We start from the raw sequence: 12,709 nt of genomic DNA, 5'->3' as shown, positions 1-12,709 counted from the left end.
GGGGCCGCCGCGCGGTCAGGCGCGCAGAAGCGCCGGCAGCCACAGCGACAGCTGCGGGAAGAAGGTGACGATGAACAGCACCGCCAGCGCCGCGAACCAGAACGGCCAGATCGACCGCATGCTTTCGCCCACGCTGATCTTGCCGATCGCCGTGCCGATGAACAGCACCGAGCCCACCGGCGGGGTCACCAGGCCCAGGCCGCCGGTCAGCACCAGCACCAGACCGAAGTGGATCGGGTCGATCCCGTAGGCCTTGGCCACCGGCAGGAAGATCGGCGTGCAGATCAGGATCATCGGCGCCAGGTCCATGAAGGTGCCCAGCAGCAGCAACATCACCACGATCATCAACAGCACCATGAACTTGCTGTGCGCGAAGGACTGCAGGAACTCTACTGCGGCCGCCGGTACCTGCAGGTAGGCCAGCAGCCAGCCGAACACTGCCGCGGTAGCAATGACGAACAGGATCACGCCGGTGCTGCGCGCGGCATGGGTCACCGTGCCCAGGAACTCGCGCCAGTCGAGCTGGCGGTACAGCACCGTGGTCACCAGCAACGCGTACACCACGGCGATGGCAGCGCTTTCGACGGCGGTGAAGATGCCGGCGCGGATACCCACGAAGATCAGCGCCACCAGGCCCAGGCCGGGCAGGGCCGAGACCATGCGCAGCAGCACCGCACGCCAGCCGGGGAATACTTCCACCCCGTAGCCGCGACGGCGCGCCACCACGTAGCCGGTGACCATCAGTGCCACGGTCATCAACAGCGCCGGCATGATGCCTGCCGCGAACAGGTCGGCGATGGACAGGCCACCGCCGGCTGCCGCCGAGAACAGGATCAGGTTGTGAGACGGTGGCACCAGCAGCGCCACCAATGCAGCCGTGATGCTGACGTTTACCGCGAAGTCGCGGTCGTAGCCGCGCTTGACCATCTGCGGAATCATCGTGCCGCCAACCGCCGACACGTCGGCGATCGCCGAGCCGGATACACCGCCGAAGAACAGCGAGGACAGGATCGAGACCTGGCCCAGGCCGCCACGCAGGCGCCCGACCAGCGACGAGGCGAGCGCGATCAGCCGTTCGGAGATGCCGCCGCGCATCATGATTTCGCCGGCGAAGATGAACAGTGGAATGGCGATCAGCGAGGCCGAACCGGTACCGGCCGAAATCTGCTGCACCAGCACCAGCGTCGGCAGGTCCAGGTACCACAGGGTGGCAAGCGCCGCCGCGGCCAGCGCGTAGGCCACCGGCACGCCGAGCAGCAGCAGCACCGCAAATACAGTGAAAAGAATCGTAATACCCATGACTCAGCGGTCTCCCTCTGCTTCAGCGATGGCCGGTTGCACGGCCTGCACCATCTGGTTCACGGCGAACACCGCCATCAGCGCACCGCCAATGCACAGCGGCAGGTAGTTGATGCTCTGGGGCAGGTTGGCACCAGCCGCCTTGATATCCAGGCCATCCAGCAGCAGCACGCCGGCCCACCAGGCGATCACCACGCCCAGCACCGCGACCACCAGCGAGGCGAATACATCCACCGCGCGACGCAGGCCGGCGGGCATGTGCACGGCCAGCAGGAAGAAGCCAAAGTGGCGACGGGTGTGCACGCCGGTGGCCGCGCCCAGGCTCATGGCGGTGGCCAGCAGCAGCAGGGTCACCGGCTCGGTCCAGCTGGGCGAATCGTTGATCACATAGCGGGCGAACACCTGCCAGCCCTGCACCACCACCAGCCCGAGCAGGGCAAGTACGGCGATGTAGATGGTGATGTCGGCAATGCCGTCGAGTGCGCGCTGCGGCAGCGTGCGCAGGTCGGCGGTGGTTTCGGAAGTCGGGTCGGACATCGCGGCAGGCCTCAGGCGAAGTCGCGGATGCGACGGGTGAGGGCGGCCAGCTCCGGCTGCTGCAGGTACTGCTGCAGCAACGGGTCGGCGGCCTTGCGGAAGGCCGGCATGTCGACCTCGTTGAACTGGATGCCGAAATCGGCCACGGCCTGGCGGGCGGTGCTTTCCGAAGCATCCCACTGCTGGCGCATCACCCCCACCGATTCGCGCGCGGTCTGCAGCAGCAGCTGGCGGTCTTCCGGGCTGAGCGACTCGAAGCTGCGGCGCGACATCAGCAGCACGTCCGGCGCATACGAATGGTCGCTCTGCGACCAGTAGCGCGCAGCCTCGAAGTGGCGGCTGGAGTGGAAGCTGCGCATGTTGTTTTCCGCACCGTCGATCATGTGCGTTTCCATGCCCGAGAACGTGTCGCCCAGCGACATCGGGGTCGGGTTGGCGCCCAGCAGGCGCATCAGCTGGATGAAGATGTCCGAGGAGGCCACGCGCAGCTTCAGGCCGTGCAGGTCCTTCGGTTCCATGATCGGGTGCTTGGTGTTGTAGAAGCAGCGCGCGCCGGAATCGTAGATCGCCAGCCCCACCAGGTCGCGGGTTTCAAAGCCGCGCAGCACGGTATCGGCCACGCCGCCGTCGAGCGCGCGGCGCATGTGCGCCACCGAATCGAACACGTAGGGCAGGCACAGCGCCTGGGTGAGCGGGAAGGCGTTGTTGAGCGCGCCGGAATACACGCGGGTAATGTCGATGACCCCGAAGCGGGCCATGTCGATCGCTTCCGATTCGCGGCCCAGCTGGCCCGAATGGTACTGGCGCAGCCGCAGGCGGCCGCCGGTCTTCGCTTCCAGCTGCTGTGCGATCCACTTCACCGCGGTCACGGTGGGGTAGTCGGCCACATGCACATCGGTTGCGGTCAGCAGGCGCGCGCCATCGGGCGCGTCACCGGTGGAACGTGAACACCCGGCCGACAACAGGGGCACGCTGAGCGCGCCCACGCTGGTGGCAAGGAAACTTCTGCGAGTAATCATCTGCGCCCTCCCAAGCGTACTCGCCATGGCCGCCCGGTTACCCGGCGGCGATGGCCCTGCAGGTAATGTCGCCGTAACCGGCGAAACGGATCAGTGCCTGTTGGCCTACGGCGATGTCATGGATACCGGTGGCATTGCCACTGGCGATCAGATCGCCGGCCTTCAGCGGGCGCCCACGCTGGGCCGAACGGGCCAGCGCGAAGGCATACGCGGTGCGCAGGCCACCCGGCAGCAGGGTGGCGCCACCGGTGCCTACCACTTCGCCTTCGATGCGGGTTTCGGCGCGCAGGTCGGCATCGTCCAGCGAGGTCCAGTCCGCAATCTCCGGGCCCAGCACCAGGCCGTTGTTGTTGCCGAAGTCCGACACCACTACGCGCGGGCCCAGCTTGTTGATCGTGGCGAGCGGGCTGCTGGCCACTTCCACGCCGATGAACAGCTTGGCGGGCAGGGCTTCTGCCTCTTCGGCGGTCCAGTGCAGCTTGTCGGCCGGGGCGTCCTGCTGCAGCTGGATCACGTACTCGGCTTCCACCGCGCCGAAGCCGCCGACGAACACCGGGATGTCCACTGTTCCACCGGTAGCATTCCAGAGCCGCTGAGAGAAGATCGGGCCCAGCAGGCGGTCGTCGCCGGAGCCATCGCGGCGCTCGGCGGCGATGTAGCCAACCTTCCAGCCCACCACCTGGTCGTTCCAGAGCGCGATGGCCTGGTCCTGCACCTGGTAGGCGGTGACCAGGTCTTCCGGGATGGTTCCGGGGAAATCCGGCAGTGAACGGCCCTGCTGGCGGGCCGTGACGAACGCGTGGGCGATGTCGCCCAACCCTTGTTCTGGCAGGTCCTGTTTGCCTTGATCGTTGCTCAAGCGGGTCTCCCGGTGAATTGTTGCACTGCCCATCGACAGCACTTGGATGAGCTGTATATGGTAAACCGGTGTCATTGGCAATGTGCACCGCGTCAGAACCTGCACGAGCCCGGCACGCTACCGTTTGCCCACCCCTGAGAGGACTGCCGCGGATGCGTTGTGCTGTGTTGATGTCCCTGCTGGCCGGCTGCCTGCTGGCCGCCGTTGCCCCACCGCCGGCCCAGGCCGTTGAGCGCCCGGTGCCGCAGAGCGAGCCCGCCCCCGGCACGCCCACCCGCATCGCGCTCTGGCCCGCCGGCAGGGTGCCCGGGGAACCCAAGCGCGCCGCGGTGCCCAACGTGGTCGAGCGCAGCGCCGACCCCGCGCTGCCGGACCGCTACATCGACAACGTCAGCGCGCCGTACCTGGTCGCCTACCGCCCGGCCAGACCCAACGGCACCGCCCTGCTGGTCATTCCCGGTGGCGGCTACCAGCGCATCGTCCTGGACAAGGAAGGCACCGCGCTGGTGCCGGCCTTCGTGGAGCAGGGCGGGGTAACCCTGTTCGTGCTGCGCTACCGGCTGCCGGCCGGGCGCGGGGACCGACAGGCCGCACTGGCCGATGCACAGCGCGCGGTACGGGTGATCCGCGCCGGCGCAACGAAGTGGCAGCTGGATCCGCAACGGATCGGCGTGATCGGTTTTTCCGCCGGCGGCCATGTTGCTGCGCGGCTGAGCAACGGCTACGCCACCGCGCTGCCGGGCATCGGCGATGCCACCGATGCGCTCAGCGCGCGCCCGGATTTCGCGCTGCTGCTGTACCCGGTGATCGACATGGGCCGGCACGCGCACAGCGGCTCGCGCACCCGGCTGCTGGGCGAACACCCCACGCCCGCGCTGGAGCAGCAGTATTCGATGCAGGCGCAGGTCAGCGCGCAGACCCCGCCCACCTTCCTGGTCCACGCGCAGGACGACGACGTGGTCTCCGTGCACAACAGCCTGCTGTACTACCAGGCACTGCTGGCGGCGGGCGTGCCCAGTGAAATGCACCTGTTCGCAAACGGCGGGCACGGCTTCGGCGTACGCCTGCCGCCCGCTGCGCTTGCCACCCAGTGGCCCACCCTTGCGCTGCACTGGATGCAGGCGCAGAACGGGGAGAAGGCGCCATGACGTACACCCCTGCCGACCTGCAGCGCCGCCGCTTCCTGCGCGACAGTGCGCGCTACGCAATGCTGCTGGCGGCCGGTACGTTGCCGCTGGCGTCATCGCTTGCAGGCGCGTCCACCGGCACCACCCCGACCGTTTCACTGGCGAAGGTACGCGGCGGTCGCCTGCGCGGCCGGTATGACCAGGGCGTGCACCGTTTCCTTGGCGTGCCCTATGGCGCGGACACCGCGACCCGGCGCTTTCAGCCGGCACTGCCTGAACTGCCGTGGCGCGGGGTGCGCGATGCACTGGCCTACGGGCCGGCCGCGCCGCAGGGCAGCAAGGAGGACGGCCCCGGCAGCGAAGACTGCCTGTACCTCAACGTGTGGACGCCGGCGCTGCGCGACGGCAAGCCGCGGCCGATCCTGTTCTACATCCACGGTGGCGCCTACAACAACGGCTCCGGCAGCGACCCGCAGTACGACGGCAGCGCGCTGTGCCAGCGTGGCGATGTGGTGGTGGTCACCGTCAACCACCGGCTCAATGTGTTCGGCTACCTGTACCTGGCACAGCTGGGCGATGCGCGGTTCGCCGATTCGGGCAACGTGGGCCAGCTCGATCTGATCCAGGCCCTGCGGTGGGTGCGCGAACATGCGCACGAGTTCGGTGGCGATGCCGGCAACATCACCGTGTTCGGCCAGTCCGGCGGCGGCGCCAAGATCGCCACGCTGATGGCCATGCCCGCCGCGCGCGGCCTGTTCCAGCGTGCCTGGACGATGAGTGGCCAGCAGGTCACCGCGGCCGGGCCGCGTGCGGCCACCCAGCGTGCGCAGATCGCCATGCAGGCGGTAGGCGCAATGGATGTGGAGGGCTTGCTGGCGCTGCCGGTGTCGGCGCTGCTGGCGGCCACCCGCGCGCGCGATCCGTCGCGGGTGGAGAACACCAGCCTGTACTTCGGTCCCGTGGTCGATGGCGGCGCGCTGCCGGCACACCCGTTCTGGCCGCAGGCGCCCGAGCAGTCCGCCGGGATCCCGATGGTGATCGGCAACACCCACGACGAAACGCGCGCGTTCCTCGGCCACGACCCGGCCAACTTCGCGCTGACCTGGGAGACGTTGCCGGCCAGGCTGGAGAAGGAACAGTTCGTCGATCTGCTGCCATCGGTGGTGATCGCCGAGTATCGGCGCCTGTATCCGCACTACACGCCCTCTGATGTGTTCTTCGCCGCCACCACCGCCGGCCGCTCCTGGCGCGGGGCGGTGGAGGAACTGGAAGCACGCGCGCGGCAGGGCGCGCCCACCTGGGCGTACCAGCTCGATTGGGGCTCACCACTGGACGGCGGCAGGCTGGGCGCCTTCCACACGCTGGATATCCCGCTGGTGTTCGACAACACCCGGGCAGAGGGTTCGCGTACCGGTGAAGCGGCCGACGCGCAGCGCATGGCGGCAGCGATGAGCGATGCCCTGATCGCCTTCGCCCGCACCGGCAACCCGCAGCACCCTGGGCTGCCGCAGTGGGAGCAGTACGGGCTTGATCGCCGCCAGACGATGCTGTTCAACACCCCGCCACGGCTCGCTGACGACCCGCGTGGCGGCGAACGTCGCCTGTACCAGCAGGCCCCGTTCGTACAGCGAGGCACGATGTAGCGACACGCCACGCGTGTCCCACGCATAGTCGGCCCCACTCCAAACAACGATAGGCAGCATCAACCGAACAACGAAATCCAATAGATTTTCGGCCAAAAAGCGGTAATCAGCCGTGATTCAGATCAAACATGTCCTTAACCTCCATCGCCTAGACTGGGGGCATGCAGGACCATTGCGATCTCTTTCCGCCGTTCCATGGCCGCGATCGATTGATAGCCGCCATCGATCACGCCGTGCAGCATGACGATCCCCAGCAGATCGCCAGAACCTTGCGCGGTGCGCTCTGCGAGGCAATTGCCGACAGCTGCATCCAGCTGCCGGCCTGCGTGCACCGCCCGATCAGCGACCACTACGCACGCCGCGAGCTGTACCGCAGCCCGGCGCACGGCTACAGCATCGTGGCGATGAGCTGGGCGCCGGGGCAGGGCACGCCGCTGCATGACCACAGCGGCCTGTGGTGCGTGGAAGGGGTGTGGCTGGGGCAACTGGAAGTCACCCAGTACCGGCTGCTCGAACGCAGGGGCGAACGCTTCCGCTTCCAGGCCGAGCCGTCGGTGATCGGCGACTGCGGCAGCGCCGGCAGCCTGATTCCGCCGCACGAATACCACACCATCCGCAACACCAGCGACGAGCGGCTGGCCATTTCCGTGCACGTCTACCAGGGCGAAATGACCCGCAGCGCGATCTTCGAACCCGACCACGACGGCTGGTACAAGCGCCGCATGAAGGAAATGGAAACCGACGTCGCGTGACGCGGCGTCGCCGCACCCGCAGTCATGCGGGTTGGATGCGCCACACCGCTTCTTCGCCTCTGCTGAAACGGGTGAGCGAGAAACGCGTTCCGGCGTAGACCTCCGTGGCGCTGGCGCCCTCGGGCAACTTCAACCGCCAGTTCGGCAACGACACCCGCGCTGTGGGAAATCCTACATGGAGTGCCCAGAACACGCCCGCGGCGTAGGCGATGACCAGTTGCACCCGGCCCGTGCCGTCGCGGACTTCAACGTGGTCCACGCCGCCGTCCTGGTACTCCCGCACCCGCCAACCATGAGTTGCGCCGGAAGCTTCAGGCTGTGGGCGCGGACATGCCTCGATCGGCACCGCCTCATCAATGTCGGCGACGTTGGTGTTCATAGGTGTTTCCCCAAGAGAGGTGGCGCTGTGCATCGGTGTGGTGATGACGACCAGATGCTATCTGCGGCCATTGGGGTGGTGCGTTGAAAAAGATCCTAGATTTGATGCAGGGTTCACCGCCAGGATGCCCGCATGTCGCCACATCCCGCCAAGGAACCGCTGCCCATGACGTCCCACCCCTTCCTCCAGGTCAACGTCTTCAGCACCGATCCGCTGCTGGGCAATCCGCTGGCCGTGGTGCTTGATGCCGATGGGTTGAGCGATGCACGCATGGCCGCCTTTGCGCGCTGGACCAACCTGAGCGAGACCACGTTCGTATCGAAGCCCAACGACCCGCGTGCCGATTACCGCGTGCGGATCTTCACTACGCTGGGCGAGCTGCCGTTCGCCGGGCATCCCACGCTGGGCAGCTGCCATGCATGGCTGGCCAACGGCGGCGTGCCGCGTGGCGGGGAAATCGTGCAGGAGTGCGGGATCGGGTTGGTGCGGATCCGCGGCGATGCGGCCGGGTTGGCGTTCGAGGCGCCGCCGTTGCGGCGGGAAGGGCCGTTGGACCCGTCGTTGCGCGAGCGGGTGCGGGCGGGATTGGGGGTGGCCGTGGATGAACTGGTCGATGCGCAATGGGTGGACAACGGCCCGCCGTGGTTGGCGTTGCGATTGCGCAGCCGTGCGGCCGTGTTGGCGGTGCGCCCCGATTACGCGGCGCTGGACGGACTGATGCTGGGCGTGTTCGCGGCGTGTGGCGAAGGCGACGCGGTGGATTCACAGTTTGAATCGCGCGCATTCATTGCCGGCGAGGCCGCACCAGAGGATCCGGTGACCGGCAGCCTCAATGCGGGTATCGCGCGGTGGTTGCTACGGGAGACTGCGGCGCCGGACCGGTATGTAATCAGCCAGGGCACGGTGATGGGTCGCGCCGGCCGCGTGCAGGTGGAACGGGTGGGGGACGCGCTGTGGATCGGGGGTGCCTGCGTGACGTGTATCGAGGGGAGGGTGACGTTGTAGGCGGTCACTCGACCGCCACCACGTTGTTGAGCTGGGTCACTTCGGCGCCGCCATCGGCCAACATCACCCGCACCTTCAGGCCGCTGCGGTTGCCGGCCGGCAGTGGCAATGCCACCGTGGTGGTCTTGAGCACCAGATCCGTGGGCGCTGCCATCGCTGGAATCTCGATCCGCGCCAGCTCGCGCCCGCCCGCATCTTCCAGCACCGCCGTGCCCAACGGCGTGCCCACATGCCCCAGGCTGTGCACGGTGACGTGCACCTGGCGGCCATCCACGCGCACGTCGCCACGGCCTACCGCCAGGTCGGGCCGCTGTTCCACCGGCGTGCCCGCCTGGATCAGCTCGAACTCCACCACCTGCGCCTGCCCTGGCGCGAACCGCAATGGCACGGACGCGCTGCGCTCCAGCGTCACCTCGCGCACGTCGGCCCTGCCGTCGATCCGGTCATCCCCGTCGCGATCGACCCCGCTGGTCATCCGCCAGCTCCCGGCGGTGACATTCCACGTGCTCATCTGCGCATCCACCGCGCGCTTGCCGGTGTTGTAAGCGATCACCTTGAAGCGCTCGGTTGAGGGCGCGTGCACCAGCAACGCCACCTGCTCGGCTGCGTCCGGCTGTTCGAAACGCCAGCTTACCGTGTGGCCCGGCCAGCTCTGGTTGCGCTTGAGCGCGATACCGCCCAGACGTGCCCGCTGCAGGAACTCGCTCGGTGCTTCGACGCGGTCGGACCACCAGTGGCCTTCGGTGTTCATGTACTCGCGCTGCGCCTTGGCCTGGATGCCATCGGCGTGCAGCGCTTCCAGGTACTTCTTGTCGCCAGTAGCCTGCCACGCCATCAGGCTGGAGAACCCGGTGTTGCCTGCATCGGCATCGGCGACCAGGCCGGGGTTCCACTCCGCGCCCTTGCCCAGCACCTCGACGAAGTTTTCGCCCAGGTTGGCCAGTGCGCCAGGGCCACCCCGCTGCACGCGGTAGTCCAGCGCCTTCAGGTACTTGTCGTCGCCACTCCAGCGCCACGCCGCCCAGAACGTGTGCATGACATCGCCGCCGCCGGAGCCGTTGTTGAGCTCGCCGCCGCGCACCTTGCCCGTGGCCCAGTTGATCTCGTTGGGCAGCGCCCAGCGGCCCTTGTCGTCGGTGTAGGCGTGGGCCAGGTAGCTGTCGGCCAGTCCGGTGACCAGCTTGCGGCCGGTCGGGTCGGCGTTGTACTGGCCCATCAGGAAGGCCGGGTGCAGCGCCGGGAACGAATACGGCTTCTGCCACTGCCAGTTCGGCTCGCGGTAGACCTTGTTGCCGCCGAACCAGTTGCTGGAGAACAGCAGGTGGCCCTGCGGGTTGGGCAGGATGATGCGCTCGTCGAACGCCTTCACCGTTTCCATCAGGCGCTCCACCGTGAGCGGGTCGCCCCAGTTGAGGTAGAGCATGGCGCTGTTGGCGTTGATGCCTTCCTCGTAGGCGTGCAGCTCATCGGTTTCGATGGTGCTCAAGCCATTGGAGAACATGCCGTTGCGGTACACCGCGTCGGACAGCGCGGTGAGCGAGCGGTTGAGCCGGTCCGGCTCCACGCCCATCAGCGCCAGGCCCGGCCACTGCTGGGTCAGGTCGGTGTCGTCGGAGATGCCGCCGCCGAAATCGCCGTAGGCGATCTGGCGGTTGTCGATCCACCAGTCCACGAAGCGGCGCACGTACTTCAGGTCTTGGGTCTGGCGGAACGCCCACAGTGGCACGCCCTTGGGCGCCTCGGGCTGGGCGAACGGCGGTTTGCCCTGGCTGTTGTAGCTGATGTAGTTCCAGTACAGCCGCCCCAGTTCGTGGTCCGGGTCGACCCGCAGCAGGTCGGTCAGGTCCGCGTACACGCGCGCATACAGGCGCTGGCGCTTGGAGGTGGTGTGCTCTTCGACCAGGAAGCCCCAGTTGTCGCGGGCCTGGTTGAAGCGATCGGCTACATGTTCCTTTTTCGCTTCGGCGCGATCCTTGTACACCATGCGGATCTCCGCGCCATCCAGCGAGGCCGCGTTGAAGCCCGGCGCGCCGGAGGCGATGCTGATCCACAGGCTGTCCGCGGTGAGGATGCGGTCGCGCAGGTCCAGCCACAGCGTGCGCTTCTCGTTCGGCTTCACCGACACCGACACGTCGATCATGTCGCGCGCCGGCCAGATCGGGTCCTTGATGCGGATGTTGAGCGGAATGAGCCCGTCCTTCGCCGCCGGCAGGTCCAGCGCAGGCAGGTCGATGGCCACGCCGTCCAGCCCGTCATGCATGTTTTCCCAGCTGTGCGCCCAGCTGCGGATCAAGGGCTGCGCAGCGGGGGCGTCGCCCACGCCGGAAGGAATCAGCACGTGCACGATCGGAAGCGGGTTGGCCGGCAGCGTATCGGTCGCACGCCGCCGCGAACCTGCGCCCTTGGGCAGGGCCATCACGGTGCTGCGTTCGGCCGCCGGATAGCGGCCGTCGATGTAGTCGCGCAGCGCGGTGATGTTGAGGTAGTCGGGCAATGCCTGGCTGTCGATCAGGTAACGCTGCTTGACGGTGCCGGTCGGCTCGGCCGCGTCGCTGACCTGGTAGGCCCAGATTTCCTGGATGGGGGTTTCCTGCGCGGTGTTGCGGAAGTGCAGCACCCCGCCGGTCTGCGCCGGAATCTGGTCGACGCTGCGCACCACGCCCTGCGGGCGCTGCAGCAGCGTTGTGGCCGCCGCGCTGCCCGCGCTGTGACTGAGCGCGCCAAAGGCCGCGCCGCGCACCTCGATGCGGTTGACGGTCTCACCCTCAGGCAGGGTCAGGTCCAGCTGCTGCCCGCCTTCCACGTAGGTGTTCCAGTCGGGCAGCTGGAAATAGTCGTTGCGGCCGGGCAGGCGCGAGCGGTTGTACACGCCCGGCCAGGTGGTCTCGGCGATGCCGTCGGTGGCCTTCCACATCCACTGCTTGTGGTCTTTGGTGTCGGCGAACTCGATCTTGCGGATGGTGGTGGTCGGGCTGGCCAACGCGGGCGGAGCGGCGCTGTCCCAGCCGAAGCGATGGTTCCACGCGCGCATCGCCCCGGTATCGGCGACGGCGGTGCTCGGTGCCTTGTTCGCCGCCAGCGCGGACATTCCGGCGGGATCCAGCAGCTGGTCGTACACCCGGATCTCGTCGGCATCGCTGCCGCGCAGGAAGTTATAGCGGCTCTGCACCTGGTAGGGCGCCATCACCCGGCCGGCCAGGCCGAGCTGGTCCAGCGCCGCATCGTAATCGGCGGTGGTTTCCTGGCGGGCGACCTCTTTGCCGTCCACGTACAGGCGCACGCCGTGGTTCTCGTCCCAGCCGAAGGCGATGTGCTGCCACTGCTCTGGCGACGGAAGGGCATCCAGTTTGAATGACACGCGGGTGCGTGCCAGGTTGGCGTCGGTCACGAAGGCATCGAAGCCGTGGCCGTTCCAGTCGATGCGCAGCCAGGCCATGTCCCAGCTGCTGTGGTCGGCATAGCCGACCCGGAAAATCACGAACGGCGCTTCACCCACCGCGTAGCGGGGGCGCCAGAAGAAGCCCAGGGTGCCGCGTTGTGCCTGGATGTTGCCCGGCGCGTTCCACGACAGCACGCCGTCGTCTTCCCACTGGATGGCAGCACCGTGCGCGCCATCGGGCACGCGTTTGACCTTGTCCTGGAAGTTCGGAACCCCGTCGCCTTGCGCGGTATCGGCAGTGAAGCCGTTGTCGGCCGACACATGGAACAGCAGCTGCGGCGCGCCCTGTGCCCAGGCGCCGGCACTGCCTCCCAGCAGCAGCAACATCAGGCTGGCGGAAAGGCGGGTACGGCGGGGCGAACGGACAACGTGCAGCGGCATGGCAGGTTCCTTTCGACAACTCAGCAGTACGGCAGTGGCGTTGGAGAGCGGCACAACGCAGTGCACGTGCGCTGCGCGCAGGCGCGCGGACATCCCCGCCGCACGCCTGCACGCAGCACACGCTAGCAAAGCAGCGGTTCCCCAACATCTTGCGTCGCAGCAGCGGGGGGGGGGGCCGGGGCGCCCGGCCCCCGGTTCCCTTCCCCCGGGCCGCCCCCCTGCGGCGGCGGCCGGCGCGCTGCTGGAGGTCCCCGGGTGTCTGCTGCTGG

General features: G+C 67.8%; 10 protein-coding genes. 4 read left to right on the top strand and 6 right to left on the bottom strand.

Translation table 11 applies throughout. The features are described 5' to 3' along the window. Positions 1 to 15: 15 nt before the first annotated feature. The 4 genes from KVS69_RS09090 to KVS69_RS09075 are packed head-to-tail and all read right to left on the bottom strand — an operon-like array spanning position 16 to position 3,714. Positions 16 to 1,299, bottom strand: coding sequence for a TRAP transporter large permease (locus KVS69_RS09090; RefSeq protein ID WP_184126327.1), 1,284 nt, complete (start codon positions 1,297 to 1,299; stop codon positions 16 to 18). A 3-nt stretch (positions 1,300 to 1,302) separates the two neighbouring features. Further along, positions 1,303 to 1,836: a TRAP transporter small permease gene (locus KVS69_RS09085; RefSeq protein WP_217537829.1), complete on the bottom strand. Its 534-nt coding sequence runs from the start codon at positions 1,834 to 1,836 to the stop codon at positions 1,303 to 1,305. An 11-nt stretch (positions 1,837 to 1,847) separates the two neighbouring features. Next, positions 1,848 to 2,855 (bottom strand): TRAP transporter substrate-binding protein, encoded by a 1,008-nt coding sequence (locus tag KVS69_RS09080; RefSeq protein WP_217537828.1) that lies wholly within the window; start codon positions 2,853 to 2,855, stop codon positions 1,848 to 1,850. A gap of 37 nt (positions 2,856 to 2,892) precedes the next feature. Next, positions 2,893 to 3,714, bottom strand: coding sequence for a 2-keto-4-pentenoate hydratase (locus KVS69_RS09075; RefSeq protein WP_217537827.1), 822 nt, complete (start codon positions 3,712 to 3,714; stop codon positions 2,893 to 2,895). Positions 3,715 to 3,884: 170 nt separating this feature from the next. On the opposite strand from KVS69_RS09075, the gene KVS69_RS09070 reads away from it, so the two are divergent. From KVS69_RS09070 to KVS69_RS09060, 3 genes are all read left to right on the top strand, one after another. Beyond that, on the top strand, positions 3,885 to 4,862 hold the full coding sequence (locus KVS69_RS09070) for an alpha/beta hydrolase (protein ID WP_217537826.1): 978 nt from the start codon (positions 3,885 to 3,887) through the stop codon (positions 4,860 to 4,862). Next, complete coding sequence (locus KVS69_RS09065; protein WP_217537825.1) at positions 4,859 to 6,484, top strand: carboxylesterase/lipase family protein; 1,626 nt, start codon at positions 4,859 to 4,861, stop codon at positions 6,482 to 6,484. Before KVS69_RS09070 ends, KVS69_RS09065 begins: the two co-directional genes overlap by 4 nt. Before the next feature lie 161 nt (positions 6,485 to 6,645). Continuing rightward, positions 6,646 to 7,236 (top strand): cysteine dioxygenase family protein, encoded by a 591-nt coding sequence (locus KVS69_RS09060; RefSeq protein ID WP_217537824.1) that lies wholly within the window; start codon positions 6,646 to 6,648, stop codon positions 7,234 to 7,236. 22 nt (positions 7,237 to 7,258) lie between these two features. Here KVS69_RS09060 and KVS69_RS09055 read toward each other — a convergent pair whose 3' ends face one another. Beyond that, positions 7,259 to 7,615, bottom strand: a complete 357-nt coding sequence (locus KVS69_RS09055) for a hypothetical protein (RefSeq protein ID WP_217537823.1) — start codon at positions 7,613 to 7,615, stop codon at positions 7,259 to 7,261. Between the two features lie 165 nt (positions 7,616 to 7,780). Between KVS69_RS09055 and KVS69_RS09050 the strand changes: the two genes are divergently transcribed. Further along, positions 7,781 to 8,620, top strand: a complete 840-nt coding sequence (locus KVS69_RS09050) for a PhzF family phenazine biosynthesis protein (RefSeq protein ID WP_217537822.1) — start codon at positions 7,781 to 7,783, stop codon at positions 8,618 to 8,620. Positions 8,621 to 8,624: 4 nt separating this feature from the next. Here the strand turns inward: KVS69_RS09050 and KVS69_RS09045 are convergent, their stop codons facing one another. Beyond that, on the bottom strand, positions 8,625 to 12,386 hold the full coding sequence (locus tag KVS69_RS09045; protein WP_217537854.1) for a LamG domain-containing protein: 3,762 nt from the start codon (positions 12,384 to 12,386) through the stop codon (positions 8,625 to 8,627). Between the last annotated feature and the right edge of the window lie 323 nt (positions 12,387 to 12,709).

It is taken from the genome of Stenotrophomonas sp. GbtcB23, from assembly GCF_019091045.1.
GTDB classification, from domain to species: domain Bacteria; phylum Pseudomonadota; class Gammaproteobacteria; order Xanthomonadales; family Xanthomonadaceae; genus Stenotrophomonas; species Stenotrophomonas rhizophila_A.
This window is presented reverse-complemented; position numbering and strand designations above follow the sequence as displayed.